Origin of the sequence: Planomonospora corallina, from assembly GCF_042650625.1 — a bacterium.
GTDB classification, from domain to species: Bacteria; Actinomycetota; Actinomycetes; order Streptosporangiales; family Streptosporangiaceae; genus Planomonospora_B; species Planomonospora_B corallina.
This window is the reverse complement of record NZ_JBHSBM010000034.1, coordinates 1-16,288: the sequence shown is the minus strand read 5'-3', so window position 1 is coordinate 16,288 and position 16,288 is coordinate 1. Positions and strand designations below refer to the sequence as shown.

Here is a 16,288-nt window from a genome sequence, read left to right as displayed (position 1 = left end):
CAATCCATCCGATTGACCATATAGCACGATATATGGGAAAACGGGTAGAAGCCTGGTGTCATCCGGAGCCTCATCACTCCATGACCTTCAAAGGAAGGTGGATGTGCGGCCAGTCCCGACACGCAAGGAGATCTTCGTGGGCGAGGAAGTCATCGAAGCGGCCATCGAGCACAGCGGTGCGCTGATCGATGTAGGCGACGTCCCCCTGAGCACCCTCGCCCAATTGAGCGGATCTGTTCTGGATCTCGCCCTGCGACGCGTTCTCGGCGAGGAAAACACCGGCCCAGTGGCAGGGTTTCAGTCGTCCATATAGGATATCTTGACTTCAATGCCACATTGTGCGACATAAGTGTCGCAGGGAGATTTTCCCAACATTCAAGGTGGCGCGGTGGACGACGCGGACTGGGAACGACTGATCAACCAGCTCCGCAGAGGCGACTGCACGCCTTTCCTCGGCGCGGGTGCCTGCCGGCCCCTTCCCAAGGGGGCAGAACTGAGCCTTCGTTACGCCCACCGGTACGGCTATCCCTTCGCCGACGTGCACAACCTCGCCCGGGTGATGCAGTACGCCGAGGCGGTGGTGCGGGACCCGGTGGATCTCAAGGACGGTGTCTGCCGGCTCCTCCGGACGTATCCACCGCCCGCGCCCGACGATCCCACAGATCCGCACGCGCTGCTGGCCTCGTTCCCTCTCCGGGTCTTCCTCACCACGAACTACGACGACTTCCTCGCCCGCGCCCTGCGAGCCGCGGGCAAGGACGTCGTCACCGACTTCTCCAGATGGTGGGACACCGACCCCACGGCGCCCGTCCTGCCCGAACCCACCACCGGCAGGCCCCTCGTCTACCACCTGCACGGGACGTGGGCGCACCCCCGGTCGATGGTGCTGACCGAAGGCGACTACCTGTCCTACCTCGTCAACATCGTCGAGTCCTCGGCGATCGACTGGAGGCACCCGCTCCCCTCCCCGGTCCTCGACGCGATGGCCAACCGGCCACTGTTGTTCATCGGCTACAGCCTGCAGGACTGGACGTTCCGCGTGCTCTTCCACGGCCTGGCCCGCAGCACCCCGCGCAGCAACCGGCGTCGGCACGTGAGCGTGCAGCTGATGCCGGAGGTGAACGACTCGGCGAGCGACGCGGTCGACAAGGCCAAGCGCTATCTCGTCCACTACCTCAACGGCTGGAACATCTCGATCTTCCTGGGGAGCGCGGCGGAGTTCTGCGCGGAGCTCCGCCGCAGAATGAATGCGATGCCATGACCACCGCGGAGCAGGGAATCTCAGAGCCGTATGTGGGACTGCGTCCCTACAACGAGGCCGAGCACGCGCTGTTCTTCGGGCGGGAGCGGGAGGCCCGCGAGGTCACCGCCGTCTGGCAGGCCACCGGGCTCACCGTGCTGTACGGGGCGTCCGGCGCGGGCAAGACCTCCCTGCTCCACGCGGGCGTGCTGCCCCGTCTCGACCCCGCCCGCACCGACGTGCTGCCCGTCGCGCGCGTGTCCCCGCGCGGGGCGATCACCGGCATCCCGGGCAACCCCTATGTCCTGGCGCTGCTGTCGGCCTGGGCGCCGCAGGAACCGCCGCAGGCGCTCGCCGGGCTGACGGTCTCGCAGTTCCTGTCGCGGCGGCCGGAGCGCCAGGACCGGTACGGTGACCCGGTCCCGGTGCTGGTCGCCATCGACCAGGCCGAGGAGCTGTTCGGAGGCCCCGCCCACCGGCACGAGGAGCAGGCTGTGCTGCTGGAGCAGCTGGCCGAGGCCGTGGAGGAGCACGGCGGACTCCACCTGCTACTGGTGCTGCGCGAGGAGTACGTGGCCGCCGTCCTGCCGTACGAGCGCCCGCTCGGCCAGGGCTCGCGGACCCGTTTCGAACTGCGGGCGCTCACCCGCGAGGCCGCGCTCGAGGCGGCGGCCGAGCCCCTGCGGGGCACCGGACGATCCTTCGCTCCCGGTGCCGCCGAGCTGCTCGTCGACGACCTGCGCACGGTCACCTTCGCCGACGACGAGGGCCGGATGACGACCAGAGAGCTGGACGAGGTCGAACCGGTCCAGCTCCAGGTCGTCTGCTCCGCGCTCTGGGAGTCGCTCCCGCCGGACGCCACCGCGATCACCGTGGAGCACGTGGACCTGCACGCCGACGTCGACCGCTTCCTGACGGGCTTCTGCAGACGTGCCCTCTCCCGGGTCGCGGCGGAGCACGGCGTACCGGCCACGGAGATCCAGCTCTGGCTGCGCAGCGTCTTCGTCACCGAGCACGGCACGCGCAACACGGTCTACGAGGGGCTGCGCGAGACGGCCGGCATGCCGAACGCGGTGCCCCGGGCGCTGGAGGACTGCCACCTGCTCAAGGCCGAGCAGCGGCTGGGCATCCGCTGGTACGAGCTGGCGCACGACCGGCTGATCGCCGCCGTGCGCCGGTCGGAGTCCCCCTCCACCTACCTCGCGGACGCGCGGACCGCACTGGGCAGGCAGGACTGGGAGGCCGCGTGCAGGCTCGCGGACGAGGCCGTCCGCGCCTCGGAGTTCGGCGAGACCTGGGTGCGGGCCGAGGCGCAGGAGATCCTGGGCACGGTGGACGCCGCGCGGGGCGATACCGAGAGCGCCCGGCGCCGTTTCAAGGAGGCGGCGGAGACCTTCGCCAGCCTCCAGCAGTTCGAGGGGGTGGCCCGGGTGCTGACCGCCGACGGGCGGCTCCGGCTGGCGCAGGGTGACCACGCCGCGGCGGTGGAGCTGCTCAAGGGGGCCCTCACCTGGGTGCCCAACGACCTTCCCGCCCAGCTGGCCCTGGGACAGGCCCTCTGGCAGGCGGGACAGCCGCGCGCCGCGCTGGCCTGTCTCAACGGGGCGGTGGCGCTCGCGCCGCAGCCCCCGGCCGAGGCGCTCGCTCTGCGCGGGGCGATCCACGCCGACCGGGGCAGGCCGGCGGAGGCCCTGCGCGACCTGGACCGGGTGCGGCGGAACCAGCATCCGGACACGGTGGCCGCGCGCGCGCTGGCGCTGGCACTGGCCGGGCGGCTCGACGCCGCCGAGCAGGAGATGCTGGACGCGGTCGCCGCCGAGTCCGGCAGCGGGCCGGCCCTGCTGCGGGCCGCGCGGGTGCACGCCCTGCTCGGCAGAGGTACGGACGCGACCGAGTTCGCCGGGCGTGCGCTGGCCGCGACAGGCCCTGGTCTCCCCGCGCATCTGCGCAGGGAGGCCGAGGAACTGCTGCGGGAACCGGCGTGACCTCCGCTCCCGGGCCTCACCCGGGCTCCGCGCATTCCCGGTATCGGGATCCGCTGTGATCCCGATACCGGGGTAGAGGAGGTGCATGGCATCTTCCTCACCTGCTCGGAGTGGAGCCGTCCCTTCCCTGTTCCGGCGTCTGGCGGCGCTGCGCGGCGGCCGCGCGTTCCATCCCCGGGGGCGGTTCTTCCACGCGACCTTCCGTGTCCTCGACCACGCCGACCCCTACCTGGGCATCCCCGTCCTCGACGAGCCCGGCGAGCGGGAGGTCCTGGTCCGGCTCTCGAAGGGGGCGTCCCTGCCCGGCGCCCTGCCCGACGTGCTGGGCCTGGCCGTACGGCTGCCGTGCGAGTCGGCGCCCGGAGGCGACCTGGACCTGCTGCTGTCCACGAGGGGCTGGCCGAGGTGGCTGCCCTTCCCCAGCGCCGGGTTCGGCTCCGGCGTCTTCTCCACGCTGATCCCCTACCAGCACGCGGCCGGGCGGATCCGCTTCCTGGCCGTGACGGCCGGGCGGGACCGGGCGCGCTCCGCCGACCCGGACGAGGTCGGGCGGGCCGTCGCGCTCGCGCCGCTGGACTTCGTCCTCGGCATCGAGGGCTACCGGCGGCCGCTGGCGCGCCTGCGCCTGCACACCCCGCTCCCGGACGGGGAGTTCGCCGCGTTCGACCCGATGCTCAACCACCATCCGGCGCTGCGGCTCCCCGGGCGGCTGGCGCGGATCCGCGAGGCCGCCTACGCCGGGTCCCGGCAGGGGCGTCGTTCCCCCGCCGTTCAGGAGGAGTCCACCGGGACCGTGCGCACCGCCCCGGTCGGGTGAGCCGCCGGCGGGGTGAGCCCGGCCGGGGGGCGGGTCAGAGGTCCCGCCAGAGGCGGCCCTCGGCGGCGAGCGGGTCACGGGCGAGGCGGCCGGGGACGTCGAAGATCCGGACGGGCCGGCCGGGCCCGCCGTACGGGGGCCAGCCGGGGTCCCCGGTGGCGGCGAAGCGCGTCCAGGCCGTGTGCATGTCCTCGGCCAGGCTCCGCGGAGGGTTCGGGCCGCAGAGGCGGTCCACTCCCTCGGCGTCCAGGTCGTCGAAGACGAACGGCAGGTCCACGCAGTGGCCGGCCCCCACCGCGCCGCCACCTGCGGGTGAGCGCCAGCGGAACTCGTAGGCGTGCACGGGCCGTCCGGCGGCCGCGCAGGCCTCGGCCAGGCGGAGAGCCGGCACCCGGAAGAGGCGGTCGGTCAGGATCTGCGCCAGGACCTCGCGGCCGGCGGGCAGCCGCTCCTCGTAGAACCGGCGGGCCTCCGGGCCGGCGCCGAGCGCGCGCAGGGCCTGGTCGTACTCCTGCTCGCCGAGCGGGCCGGGCCGGGAGCGGACGAGCTCGTTGAACTCCTCCCGGGTGGTGCCGACGAGCAGCGCGGCCGGGTGGGCCGTGCCGTCTCTGATCGCCTCGTACGGGCTGCGGGCCACGACCTCGCCGTCGTTGACGGGGTTGAACCCCTTGGGGCCGGGCCGGAAGACCGCGCCGAGGGGCCCGGGGCCCGGCTCGCGGGAGCCGAGCGCGCCGTACGCCGCGACGAGCTCCTGCGGGGGGAACGCCGCGAACGCCTCCCGGGTGGGCGGCACGCCGAGCCGGCGGGCGAGGGCGCGGGCGGCCTCGCGGGCGGGCTCGACCGGCTCCCACGTCACCGCTCCGCCGCTCATGCCGATCACGCGGTGCAGGAGTCCGGCGGCGGCGGGTACGGCGAGCAGGGTCACGGCCGCCTGGCCTCCCGCGGACTGCCCGGCGACGGTCACCCGGCCCGTGTCCCCGCCGAAGGCGGCGATGTTCTCCTGGACCCAGGCCAGGGCCCGGACCCAGTCGAGGACGCCGAGGTTGGCCGGGGCCCCGTCCAGGGGCAGGAAGCCCTCGACGCCCAGCCGGTAGTTGACCGCGACGAAGACCACACCGTCGCGGGCGAAGGCCCTGCCCCGGTACCAGGGGCAGGCGTTGCAGCCCGCGCTGAAGGCGCCGCCGTGGATCCAGACCAGCACCGGCAGCCCGGCGGCGCCGGGATCGGGCGTGGCGACGTTGAGGTTGAGGTGGTCGTCACCCGGGGCGAGCGGTTCGGGAAGGCCCCGGGCGGGGTCCTTCGGCGGCTGGGGCGCGGTCGGCCCGCAGGTGTCGCAGCGCCGTACCCCGTCCCAGCCGGGCGGCGGGGCGGGGGCGGCGAAGCGCAGGTCGCCGACCGGGGGCGCGGCGTAGGGGATGCCGAGGAACTCGGCCGCTCCGCCGGACCAGCGCCCGCTCACCCGCCCGCTCGTGGTCACCGCCGTCGGGTCCATGCCGGGGTGTCTACCCGCTCACGGGGCGGTGCGAGCGGGCCCGGAGCGGATCAGGTGGACGTGGTGAGCGGGTTGTCCCCCGTAAGGGAGGCTCCCCGCGCGGGCGCCTCCCCCGCGGTGAGGGGCTCCGGGAGATCCGGAATCTCCGGGAGGTCCGGGATGTTCGAGGGCTCCGCGAGGTCCGGGGGCTCCGCGGCGGGCACGAGGGGCCGGCGCGGGGAGGTCCGGCGGCGCGGCACCACGAGCGGGACGGCCGGCCGGCTCCGGTGCTCGGCGACCTTGCGCTCGATCAGGTCGAGTACGGGGCCCCGCAGGTCCACGTGGCCGAACCCGCCGAAGGCGGGGAAGGAGTTGGTCTCCAGGATGACCGGGCCGTCCTGCCCGCGCAGCAGGTCGACGCTCATCAGGTCGAGTTCCGCCGCGCGGGCCGCGCGCTCGGCGGCGGCCACCTCCTCGCCGGTGAGGGTCACGGGGCGGCAGACGTCCCCCGGCCCGTTGGAGCGGAAGTCCCCGGGACGGCCGGTCTGCTCGACGGCGGCGACGAATCTGCCGCCGATGACGACCACCCGGTGGTTGCGGCCGGCGGCCTCCGCGACGAACCGCTGGACGAGGAGTGGCCTGCCGCGGCCCCGGATCGAGTCGGCCTTGGCGAGCAGCTCGTCCTCGCAGCGGGCGAGGGCGACCTCGGCTCCGCGTGCCCCGTCCGGTTGCTTGAGCACGACGGGGTAGCCGTAGGCCCCGGCGAAGAGCCGCAGCTCGTGGTCGTCGGGGCAGAAGGCGGTGGCGGGCGTCGGCACGCCGCAGGCGGCCAGCCGGACGTGCGTGGCGAACTTGTCGGCCGAACGGAGCACGGCGGCGGCGGAGTTGAGGTGCGGGGTCTCCCCCTCCACCGCGCCGAGGATGGTGAGGCCCGGCAGCGCGTCGGTGGACATCTGGTGGATGATCCCGTCCACCGCGAGCGGGAGGCCGTCGGCGCACAGCCTGGGCCTTCCGTCGTCGAGCGCCACGCTGAGTTCGTTCCAGGAGACGACGAGCGGCAGGTGCCCCCGTTGCCGCGCCCCCTCCTCCAGGTATCTGATGTCCTCGTTCGCGGGACCTTCGCCAATTATGATCAACAAGCGGAGTCCCGAACTGTTCACCCCGTTTTTCATACCGTGGGTAATTCCCTGATTACAGAAAGTAATCATGCGGCCGGTGTGGAACGCTCCCCGGGCACGGAAAAACCGGTTGACGAGGTCCTTACCCTTGACGGGCCCTTCACCGCCCCGGTGAACGGCGCCGGCCCCAGACCGTGAGGAGTGTGCTGCCTGCCCATGCCCCCTGATACCGCTGACTCCGGTTCGAAACCCGCCTCCCGACGGCCACGGCGCCCGCGCCTTTCGGGGATGCGCTCGCTGTGGCGGATGAGGTCCTACCTGCGCCCCCACTCCAGGCGGCTGGCCCTCGCCTGGCCCGCCGCCCTCGCCGCGACCGGGATCGCCATCGCCGTCCCGCTGATCACCGAGAAGGTCGTGGACGGCCCCGTCACCCGGGGCGACACCGCCGGACTGGTCGCCCTCTCCCTGCTCGTCCTGGCGCTCGGCGTGCTCGAGGCGCTGCTCACCTTCGTGCGCCGGTGGCTGATGGCCGACATCGTCCTCGGCCTGGAGACGGACATCCGCGACGACCTCTACCGGCACCTGCTCCGGCTCCCGATGGGCTTCCACGGCTCCTGGCAGTCCGGTCAGCTGCTCTCCCGCGCGACGGCCGACCTGTCGGCGATCCGGCGCTTCCTCGGCTTCGGCCTGCTCTTCCTCGTCCTGACCACCCTGCAGATCACCACGGTGACCGTACTGCTGCTGAACAAGCACTGGCCGCTGGGCCTGCTGGTCGCCGCGGCGGCGATCCCGGTCGTGGTCCTCTCGCTCCGCTTCGAGCGCCGCTACATCGAGGTGTCCCGCCGCGTCCAGGACGAGCAGGGCGACCTGGCCACCGTGGTCGAGGAGTCCGCGGCCGGCATCCGCACGATCAAGGCGTTCGGCCGCGGCGGGCACGTCTTCGGCACCTTCGACTCCGGGGCCCGCCAGGTCTACCGGACCTCGATGGAGAAGGTCCGGCTCTCGGCCCGGTTCTTCACCTTCCTGGAGGTGGTCCCGAACGTCACCCTCGCCGCCGTGCTGCTGCTCGGCGCGCTGGCGGTCGGCTCGGGTTCGCTGAAACTGGGCGCGCTGGTGGCCTTCACCATGCTCATGCTCATGCTGGTGTGGCCGATCTCGGCGCTCGGCTTCCTGCTGGCGATGGCGCAGGAGGCGATGACCGCGGCGGACCGGGTGATGGAGGTGCTGGACGTCGCGCCGGCCATCACGGGGGGCGCCCTGACGGTCGAACGGCCCCGCGGCCACCTGCGTTTCGAGGGCGTGGAGTTCCGCTTCCCCGGCGCCGCCGAGCCGGTGCTGCGCGACGTCTGGCTGGAGGTGCGACCGGGCGAGACGGTCGCGGTGGTGGGCGCCACTGGGTCGGGCAAGACCACGCTCACCTCCCTGGTCCCCCGGCTGCACGACGCCACCGCGGGCCGGGTCACGATCGACGGCCACGACGTGCGCGACCTTTCGCTGCCGGCGCTCCGCTCGATGGTCGCCACCGCCTTCGAGGAGCCGACCCTGTTCTCCATGAGCGTGCGGGAGAACCTCACGCTCGGGCGGCCCGACGCCACCGACGAGGAGATCGAGGCGGCGCTGCGCGTGGCGCAGGCGGAGTTCGCGCACCGGCTGCCCTGGGGCCTGGAGACCCGGATCGGCGAGCAGGGCATGTCCCTGTCCGGCGGCCAGCGCCAGCGGCTCGCCCTGGCCCGCGCGGTCCTGTCCCGGCCCCGGATCCTCGTGCTGGACGACACGCTCTCGGCGCTCGACGTGGAGACCGAGGCCCTGGTGGAGGAGGCGCTCCGGCACGTGCTCCGGGACGCCACCGGGATCGTGGTCGCGCACCGCGCCTCCACCGTGCTGCTCGCCGACCGGGTCGCCCTGCTGTCCGGCGGCACGGTCGCGCACGTCGGCCGCCACCAGGAGCTGATGGCCTCGGTGCCGGAGTACCGGGCGCTGCTCTCCGCCGATCTGGACGAGGATGCCGCCGTCTCCGGCGGTCCCGGTGGTTTCGACGACTTCGACGGTGACGTGGACGCGGAGGGGGCGCTGCGGTGAGCGGTCAGGACACAGAGGAGACGGCCACGGAGACGGCCGGCAGAACGACCGGGGGAACGGACGGCAGAACGGCCGGAGGAACGGCCGGAGGAACGGCCGGAGGAACGGACGAGGGGACGCGCGACTGGCGCGGCGTGGCCGCCGAGGACTCCGACGAGCTGCCCGAGCGGATCTCCTTCCTGCTCCGAGCCCGCTCCCGGCGGCTGCTCGGCGAACTGCTGGGACCGTACCGCCTGCGGATCGCGGTGCTCGTCGCGCTCATCGTGACGTGCAACGCGGCCTCGCTCGCCATCCCCTACCTGGTGAAGGTGGGCATCGACGCCGGCATCCCGCCCATGCTGGCGGGCGAGGGCCCGGGCACGCTGACGGCGGTCGTCACGGCGGTGCTGGCGGCGGCGGCCGTGCAGGCGGTGACCCGGCAGGCGTTCCTGGCGATGGCCGGCCGGATCGGCCAGCGCATCATCCTGGAGCTGCGGCGGCGGGTCTTCCGCCACTTCCAGCGCCTGTCGCTCTCCTTCCACGACGACTACACCTCGGGACGGGTGATCTCCCGGCTCACCTCCGACATCGACGCCATCGCCGAGATGCTCCAGTCGGGCTTCGACAGTCTCGTCACGGCCGTGCTGACGCTCGCCGGCACCGCCGTCGTCCTGCTCATCCTGGACGTGCGGCTGGCTCTGGTGGCCCTGCTCCCGCTCCCGGTCCTGCTGCTGTTCACCCGCTGGTTCCGGCGGCAGTCGAGCATCGCCTACCGCCGGACCCGCCAGACCGTGGCGCTGCTGATCGTGCACTTCGTGGAGTCGATGGCCGGCATCCGGGCGGTCCAGGCGTTCCGCGGGGAACCGCGCAACCAGGAGATCTTCGCCCGGCTCAACGCCGACTACCGGGACGCCAACGTGCGGAGCATGCGCCTGGTCGCGCTCTTCTCACCGGGGATCAAGCTGATCGGGAACGTCACCGTCGCGGCGGTGCTCTGCTACGGCGGCCTGCTGGTCTCCGAGGGCTCCGCGAGCGTGGGCACGCTCACCGCGTTCCTGCTCTACCTGCGCCAGTTCTACGAGCCGATGCAGGAGATCAGCCAGTTCTACAACACCTTCCAGTCGGCCGGGGCGGCGCTGGAGAAGCTCTCCGGCGTGCTGGAGGAGCGGCCGTCGGTGGCCGAGCCGCACACGCCGGTCCCGCTGGAGCGCCCGGCGGGCGAGATCCGGTTCGAGGGGGTGGAGTTCGGCTACCGCCAGGGCACGCCGGTGCTGTCCCGGATGGACCTGACGATCCCGGCCGGGCAGATCGTGGCGCTGGTCGGCCCCACCGGGGCGGGCAAGACCACGCTGGCCAAGCTGGTCGCCCGGTTCTACGACCCGGTCGCGGGCCGGGTGCTGCTGGACGGGACCGACCTGCGCGACCTCGGCGAGGACACGCTGCGCGCCGCGGTGGTCGTGGTGACGCAGGAGAACTTCCTGTTCAACGGCTCGGTCGCGGACAACGTCAGGTTCGGCCGGCCCGGGGCCACCATGGACGAGGTGGTCGAGGCCGCCCGGGCCGTCGGCGCCCACGACTTCATCTCGGCCCTCCCTGAGGGGTACGACACCCCGGTCGGCAAGCAGGGCGGGAGGCTGTCGGCGGGGCAGCGGCAGCTGGTGGCCTTCGCCCGCGCCTTCCTGGCCGACCCCGCCGTGCTGGTCCTCGACGAGGCGACCTCGAGCCTGGACGTGCCGGGCGAGCGGCTGGTGCAGCGGGCCATGCGGACGATCCTGGCGGGCAGGACCGCCCTGATCATCGCCCACCGGCTCTCCACCGTCGAGATCGCCGACCGCGTGCTGGTCCTGGACGGCGGCGGCGTCGTGGAGGACGGCCCGCCGGAGGTCCTCATCGCCCGGTCGGGCCGGTTCGCGGACCTGCACCGCGCCTGGCTGGACAGCATTTCGGACGTGCCCCGCGCGTCCGGGTGAGCGTGCCGTCCCCGCGGCGGCGGCGTGGCCTCCGCCGCGGGGACGGCCGGACCGGCCCCCTCTTGAATTAATCGGTTAATGGAAGATGCCGGGTGAACGAGAGGGGATGGAGCGCGTACACCCCCCAACCCACGAGTAGTAAGCTGCGCGATGGCCGTGAAACAGTTAAGCGACGACATGGGGTGGGAGACGGATGAAACGACCGACCATTGCGGACATCGCCCGCCGGGCGGGGGTCTCCAAGGTCGCGGTCTCCTACGCGCTGAACGGCCGGGCGGGGGTGTCGGAGGCGACGCGGGCCAACATCATGGCCATCGCCGCCGAGATCGGCTGGCGCCCCAACAGCGCCGCCCGGGCGCTGAACGGGGCGCGGGCGCACACGGTCGGGCTCGCGCTCTGCCGGCCGGCCCGCATCCTGGGCATGGAGCCGTTCTTCATGGAGCTGATCAGCGGCATCGAGGCCGAGCTCTCCGTGCGGTCCTACGCGCTGATGCTCCAGATCGTCTCCGACCACGACCAGGAGATCTCCGTCTACCGCCGCTGGTGGGGCGAGGGCCGGGTCGACGGCGCGTTCGTGGTGGACCTGCACTTCGACGACCTCCGGGTGGCCGAGCTGGAGTCGCTGGGCATGCCCGCCGTCGTCATCGGCCACCCCTCGCAGGCGGGCTCGCTGGCCTCCGTCTGGTCCGACGACAGCGCGGCCGTGCGCGAGACCATCGAGTATCTCGCCGCGCTGGGCCACCGCCGCATCGCCCGGATCGCGGGGCTGCCGCGGCTGGTGCACACCGCCCTGCGCGACCGGGCCTTCACCGACTCCTGCGAGCGGCTCGGGCTGACCGGCCACGCCGTCGTGCACACCGACTACACCGGCGACGAGGGCGCCCGTGCCACCCGCCGGCTGCTGAGCTCCCCCGACCGGCCGACCGCGATCGTCTACGACAACGACATCAGCGCCGTGGCCGGTCTCTCGGTCGCCCAGGAGATGCGCCTCGACGTCCCGCGCGACCTGTCGATCGTCGCGTGGGACGACTCGCCCCTCTCCCAGGTCGTGCACCCTCCGCTCACCGCGCTCAGCCGGGACATCCCCGCCTACGGCGCGCACGCCGCGCGGCGCCTGCTCGACCTGGTCTCCGGGGAGCGGATCGCCTCCTTCGAGGACCAGGCCGCCCGGCTCACCCCGCGCGGGAGCACCGCTCCTTCCCCGGCCTGAGCCGGGCCCGGGTCCGCCCGGCCAGGCCCGGCCCGGTCAGGAGCGGGAGAGGGCGCGGTTGACCGCGGCGGTGTAGGCGTAGAAGTCCCGGGTGCGATTGGCCGGATCCTGGATCCAGGCCCGGTCCAGTCGGCCCGAGGCGAAGAACCGCCTGCGCTGGCCGCTGCTGATCTCCAGCTGCACCCCCTTGCCCCGCCGGTTCCTGTTGGCGATGTTGCGGGGGTTCCGGCCCGCCAGCCCGGCGGGGACCGACCTGGCGACGGTGAAACCGGCGGCGCGCAGCTCGGCGGTGATCCTCGCGATCAGCGCCGTGTCCCGGCCTCCGACGTAGGTGGTGGGCCGGGCGCCGGACATGCCGTGCCAGGAGACGGTGCGGCCGGTCCGCGCCACCAGGCGGAGCGCCCTCGGCTCGTCGAACCGGTGGGCCGTGATGTGCAGGTCGCGGTTCCCGGACGGCTTGATCGCCGTGAACGAGTAGTAGGCGTGCCGGCCCGTTCGGGCCGCACGGTCGGCCAGCTGGGTGGTCGGCGGTTCGATGCCGCCGCCGTGGATGGCGATGTGCGCCGCCGTGGCGCCGCGGGGGAAGCGCTGCTCACGCCGGTAGTCCCTGCCCTCGACCTCGCGGGCGGCGAGTTCGGCGTAGCCGGCGTACTTGCCGGCGGCCCGGAGCCGCCCGGATCCGCCCGGGGCCCTCCGCACGGACGCGGCGGCCGCGGCCCCCTGGCGGCATGGCGGCACGGACCCGTGCAGTGCTCCCCGGCCTTTCCGACATCTGTCGCCTCCCACGGTCCGGTACGGCGGAGCGGCGGGTGCGCCGCTCCGCTCATGTTCCTGTTTCCGCAGGTTAAAACGGGCCGTACCGAGGGGAGCTGGTATCAGCCTGGCGTGTCGTCCCCGGTTCCACCCCCGGCGCGGTTCCGGTGTGCCGTTCTCCGCTCCCGTCCTCGGCGCGGTCCCGGTAGGTCGCGCCCGGGCTCGCGCTCAGCCGTTCCGCAGTGCGGGCAGCAGCTCCTTCTCCGCCCAGCCGATGAACTCCCGCTGATGCTCGGCGCCGATCTGCACCAGGGCGACGTGGGTGAAACCGGCGTCGGTGTAGGCGCGCACGGCCTCGACCACCGTGTCCACGTCGGCGCCGCACGGGATCTTCTCCGCGACGTCCTCCGGGCGCACGGTCTCGGCGGCCGCGGCGAAGTTGACCGGCGCGGGCAGCTCCGCCATGACCTTCCAACCGGGGAGCGCCCAGCGCCACATCCGGTGCGCCCGCTCCACCGCCGCCGCCGGGTCGGGGTCGTAGCAGAGCGCCAGCTGCCCGTAGACCGGGCGGCCCTGCCCGCGTGAGTCGTTGAACCAGCGCACCAGGTCGGTGTCGGGGTCCACCGCGACGAGCGCGTCGCCGTACCGGGCGGCGATGTCGCCGGACTGCGTGCCCGAGGCGGCGACGGCCAGCGGCACCGGCTGCTCGGGCAGGTCGAACAACTTGGCGGAGTCGACGTCGAAGTACTCCCCCCGGTAGGTGAAGTAGCCGCCCTCGAAGAGCCCCTTGATGATCTCGATGGCCTCGCGGAACATCTCGTGCCTGGTGTTGACTGGCGGCCAGCCCTGGCCGATCACGTGCTCGTTGAGGTTCTCCCCCGCGCCCAGCCCGAGAGTGAAGCGCCCGCCGCTCAGCACCCCCACGGTCGCGGCCTTCTGCGCCACCACCGCCGGGTGGTAGCGCATGATCGGGCAGGTCACGTAGGTCATCAGCGGCAGGCTCTCGGTGGCGTAGGCCGCCGCGCCGAGCACCGACCACGCGTACGGCGAGTGCCCCATCTCCTCCAGCCACGGGAAGTAGTGGTCGGAGATGACCGCGTAGTCGAAGCCGGCCCGCTCGGCCGCGACCACGTCGTCCACCAGCTGCCGGGCGGGCGTCTGCTCGCACATCATCGTGTATCCGATTCGCGTCATGCCCGGGTCCCTACCCGGCCGCGCCGTGATCCTTCCGGCGGCCGGGCGGGGAGTGCGGGCACGGCGGTCAGAGCCCCTGGGCCAGGCGGTAGTAGGCCTGGTTCCAGCGCAGCTCCTTGGCGAACTGCCTCGGGGTGGTGTCCGCGTCGATGATGAGCAGCTCGACGCCGAGCATGTCGGCGAAGTCGGCGAGCTCCTCGGTCCCGACCGCCGTCGAGAGCACGGTGTGGTGCGGGGCGCCGGCGGTCAGCCAGGCCTCGGCGGAGGTCCGCAGGTCCGGGCGGGGCCGCCAGACGGCGCGGGCCACCGGCAGCCGCGGCAGCGGCTCGGCCGGGGCGACCACGTCGATCTCGTTGGCGACCAGGCGGAACCGCTCCCCCATGTCCGCCAGCCCCACCACCACCGCCGGTCCGGGCTCGGCGTCGAAGACGAGCCGGACGGGATCCTCCCGGCCGCCGATGCTCAGCGGGTGGATCTCGCACGACGGCGTGCCGGAGGCGATCGTCGGGCAGACCTCCAGCATGTGCGCGCCGAGGATGAGCTCCTGGCCCGGCACCAGGTGGTAGGTGTAGTCCTCCATGAACGAGGTCCCGCCGGGCAGGCCCGCGGACATGGCCTTGAGCGTGCGCAGCAGCACCGAGGTCTTCCAGTCGCCCTCGCCGCCGAAGCCGTAGCCGTCGGCCATCAGCCGCTGCACGGCCAGGCCGGGGAGCTGCCGCAGACCGCCGAGGTCCTCGAAGTTCGTGGTGAACGCGCCGAACCGGCCCGCCTCCAGAAAGCCCCGCAGGCCCAGCTCGACGCGGGCGGCGTAGCGCAGCGAGTCGTGGCGCTCGCCCTCGGAGCGCAGCTCGGGCGCGACCTTGTAGAGGTCCTCGTACTCGGTGACGAGCACGTCCACCTCGGCGTCGGAGGCGGCCTCGACCGCGGCGACCAGGTCGTTGACCCCGTAGGTGTTGACCGAGACGCCGAAGCGGCGCTGCGCCTCCACTTTGTCGCCCTCGGTGACGGCCACGTCCCGCATGTTGTCGCCGAACCGGGCCAGCCGGAGCGAGCCCACCTCGGCCCGGCCGGCCGCCGCCCTGACCCACGCCCCGATCCGGGCGGCGACCGACGGGTCGCTGACGTGCCCGGCGACGGTCTTGCGGGGCACCCCGAGCCGCGACTGGATGTAGCCGAACTCCCGGTCGCCGTGGGCGGCCTGGTTCAGGTTCATGAAGTCCATGTCGATCGAGGCCCATGGCAGCTCCAGGTTCGCCTGGGTGTGCAGGTGCAGCAGCGGGGTGCGCAGCGCGTCCAGGCCGGCGATCCACATCTTGGCCGGGGAGAAGGTGTGCATCCAGGCGATCACGCCGACGCACGCGTCCGCGGCGTTGGCCTCCAGGCAGACGCGGCGGATGGCGTCGGCGTCGGTGAGCACCGGCTTCCACACCACCCGGGCCGCCGGGGCGGGGGCGCCGCTCCCCGCCCCGCCCGGAGCGGCGGCCGGCGCCCCGTTCAGGGCCTCCTCGATGGCCTCGGCGATCTGCCGGGACTGCTCGGCCACCTGGCGCAGCGTGTCCTCGCCGTACAGGCCCTGGCTCCCGGTGAGGAACCAGATCTCGCGGCCGTGAGGGGACTTCATCGTGCGGACTCCTTGTCCATGGGTCAGTGCTGTCCGTAGACGTTCTGGTAACGGTCGTACAGGCGGTCGATGTCGGCCGGCGCGATCGGCAGCGGCTCGCCCAGCTGCCGCGCCACATGCACCGTGCGCGCGACGTCCTCGCACATCACCGCGGCCTTGACCGCGGCGCGGGGGTCGGCGCCGATCGTGAACACCCCGTGGTTGCGCATCAGCACCGCCGGGGAACGGTGCCCGTCCAAGGTCGCGACGATGCCCCGCCCGATGTCGTCGTTGCCGATCAACGCGAACGGCCCCACCGGGATCGGCCCTCCGAACTCGTCGGCCATCGCGGTCAGCACGCACGGGATCGCCTCCCCCCGCGCCGCCCACGCCGACGCGTAGGTCGAATGCGTGTGCACCACCCCGCCCACCTGCGGCAGGTGCCGGTAGACGTAGGCGTGCGCGGCCGTGTCACTGGACGGCGCCAGCTCCCCGTCGACCAGGGCGCCGTCCAGGTCGCACACCACGATCGACTCCGGGCTCAGGTCGTCGTAGGAGACACCACTCGGCTTGATCACGAACAGGTCCGCGCCGGGCACCCGGCCCGAGACGTTGCCCGCGGTCCAGGCCACCAGGCCGTAGCGCACCAGCTCGGCGTGCAGACGGCAGACGCTCTCGCGCAGCGCCGCGACGGCACCGGCGACGGAGGAGGTGACAGAAGAAGAGACGGAGGAGGTCATGACATGCTCCCAGGCCGGCCACCGGAGCCGGCGTCATCGGTCGGTTCGGGGAAGGGGACTGCCACCGGCAGCAAGAGCCGGACCGGCGCCGATGACCGCACCGCGGCGGCACCGGCACCACCGGCGGCGCTC

At 73.1% G+C, this 16,288-nt stretch carries 13 protein-coding genes; 7 read left to right on the top strand and 6 right to left on the bottom strand.

Annotation, left to right across the window (positions count from 1 at the left end; genetic code table 11):
* Positions 1-136 precede the first annotated feature (136 nt).
* The 4 genes from fxsA (at position 137) to ACFOWE_RS25490 (ending at position 4,042) form a co-directional block, all read left to right on the top strand.
* Entirely contained in the window at positions 137-313 is a 177-nt protein-coding gene (gene fxsA / locus ACFOWE_RS25505; protein ID WP_377292073.1) for an FxSxx-COOH cyclophane-containing RiPP peptide, read from the top strand.
* Between the two features lie 75 nt (positions 314-388).
* Positions 389-1,261 (top strand): SIR2 family NAD-dependent protein deacylase, encoded by an 873-nt coding sequence (locus ACFOWE_RS25500; protein ID WP_377292071.1) that lies wholly within the window; start codon positions 389-391, stop codon positions 1,259-1,261.
* Positions 1,262-1,293: 32 nt separating this feature from the next.
* Entirely contained in the window at positions 1,294-3,225 is a 1,932-nt protein-coding gene (locus ACFOWE_RS25495; RefSeq protein WP_377292069.1) for a tetratricopeptide repeat protein, read from the top strand.
* A gap of 85 nt (positions 3,226-3,310) precedes the next feature.
* Positions 3,311-4,042, top strand: a complete 732-nt coding sequence (locus ACFOWE_RS25490) for a hypothetical protein (protein ID WP_377292067.1) — start codon at positions 3,311-3,313, stop codon at positions 4,040-4,042.
* A 34-nt stretch (positions 4,043-4,076) separates the two neighbouring features.
* On the opposite strand, the gene ACFOWE_RS25485 is transcribed toward ACFOWE_RS25490, so the two are convergent.
* On the bottom strand, positions 4,077-5,534 hold the full coding sequence (locus ACFOWE_RS25485; RefSeq protein ID WP_377292065.1) for a carboxylesterase/lipase family protein: 1,458 nt from the start codon (positions 5,532-5,534) through the stop codon (positions 4,077-4,079).
* Positions 5,535-5,584: 50 nt separating this feature from the next.
* Positions 5,585-6,652 carry an ATP-grasp domain-containing protein gene (locus tag ACFOWE_RS25480; RefSeq protein ID WP_377292063.1) on the bottom strand — a complete coding sequence of 356 codons (1,068 nt, stop codon included), beginning with the start codon at positions 6,650-6,652 and terminating at the stop codon, positions 5,585-5,587.
* Between the two features lie 267 nt (positions 6,653-6,919).
* Between ACFOWE_RS25480 and ACFOWE_RS25475 the strand changes: the two genes are divergently transcribed.
* From ACFOWE_RS25475 to ACFOWE_RS25465, 3 genes are all read left to right on the top strand, one after another.
* On the top strand, positions 6,920-8,710 hold the full coding sequence (locus tag ACFOWE_RS25475) for an ABC transporter ATP-binding protein (protein ID WP_377292061.1): 1,791 nt from the start codon (positions 6,920-6,922) through the stop codon (positions 8,708-8,710).
* A 134-nt stretch (positions 8,711-8,844) separates the two neighbouring features.
* A complete protein-coding gene (locus ACFOWE_RS25470) occupies positions 8,845-10,659 on the top strand; it encodes an ABC transporter ATP-binding protein (RefSeq protein ID WP_377292059.1) in 1,815 nt (604 codons plus the stop codon).
* A 193-nt stretch (positions 10,660-10,852) separates the two neighbouring features.
* Positions 10,853-11,869: a LacI family DNA-binding transcriptional regulator gene (locus ACFOWE_RS25465; protein ID WP_377292057.1), complete on the top strand. Its 1,017-nt coding sequence runs from the start codon at positions 10,853-10,855 to the stop codon at positions 11,867-11,869.
* 36 nt (positions 11,870-11,905) lie between these two features.
* On the opposite strand, the gene ACFOWE_RS25460 is transcribed toward ACFOWE_RS25465, so the two are convergent.
* From ACFOWE_RS25460 to ACFOWE_RS25445, 4 genes are all read right to left on the bottom strand, one after another.
* Positions 11,906-12,568 (bottom strand): poly-gamma-glutamate hydrolase family protein, encoded by a 663-nt coding sequence (locus ACFOWE_RS25460; RefSeq protein ID WP_377292055.1) that lies wholly within the window; start codon positions 12,566-12,568, stop codon positions 11,906-11,908.
* A 282-nt stretch (positions 12,569-12,850) separates the two neighbouring features.
* Positions 12,851-13,816, bottom strand: coding sequence for a TIGR03557 family F420-dependent LLM class oxidoreductase (locus ACFOWE_RS25455; RefSeq protein WP_377292053.1), 966 nt, complete (start codon positions 13,814-13,816; stop codon positions 12,851-12,853).
* A gap of 67 nt (positions 13,817-13,883) precedes the next feature.
* The gene (araA, locus tag ACFOWE_RS25450) at positions 13,884-15,437 is read right to left on the bottom strand and encodes an L-arabinose isomerase (RefSeq protein ID WP_377292051.1); all 1,554 of its coding nucleotides are present in this window, start codon (positions 15,435-15,437) and stop codon (positions 13,884-13,886) included.
* A gap of 23 nt (positions 15,438-15,460) precedes the next feature.
* Positions 15,461-16,156 (bottom strand): L-ribulose-5-phosphate 4-epimerase, encoded by a 696-nt coding sequence (locus ACFOWE_RS25445; RefSeq protein WP_377292049.1) that lies wholly within the window; start codon positions 16,154-16,156, stop codon positions 15,461-15,463.
* Positions 16,157-16,288: the final 132 nt, after the last annotated feature.

Coding starts and splice junctions, on each gene's coding strand:
- ACFOWE_RS25445 (WP_377292049.1), bottom strand. CDS start 16,156: ATGACCTCCTCCGTCTCTTCTTCTGTCACCTCCTCCGTCGCCGGTGCC.
- ACFOWE_RS25455 (WP_377292053.1), bottom strand. CDS start 13,816: ATGACGCGAATCGGATACACGATGATGTGCGAGCAGACGCCCGCCCGG.
- ACFOWE_RS25490 (WP_377292067.1), top strand. CDS start 3,311: ATGGCATCTTCCTCACCTGCTCGGAGTGGAGCCGTCCCTTCCCTGTTC.
- ACFOWE_RS25475 (WP_377292061.1), top strand. CDS start 6,920: ATGCGCTCGCTGTGGCGGATGAGGTCCTACCTGCGCCCCCACTCCAGG.
- araA (WP_377292051.1), bottom strand. CDS start 15,437: ATGAAGTCCCCTCACGGCCGCGAGATCTGGTTCCTCACCGGGAGCCAG.
- ACFOWE_RS25465 (WP_377292057.1), top strand. CDS start 10,853: ATGAAACGACCGACCATTGCGGACATCGCCCGCCGGGCGGGGGTCTCC.
- ACFOWE_RS25485 (WP_377292065.1), bottom strand. CDS start 5,534: ATGGACCCGACGGCGGTGACCACGAGCGGGCGGGTGAGCGGGCGCTGG.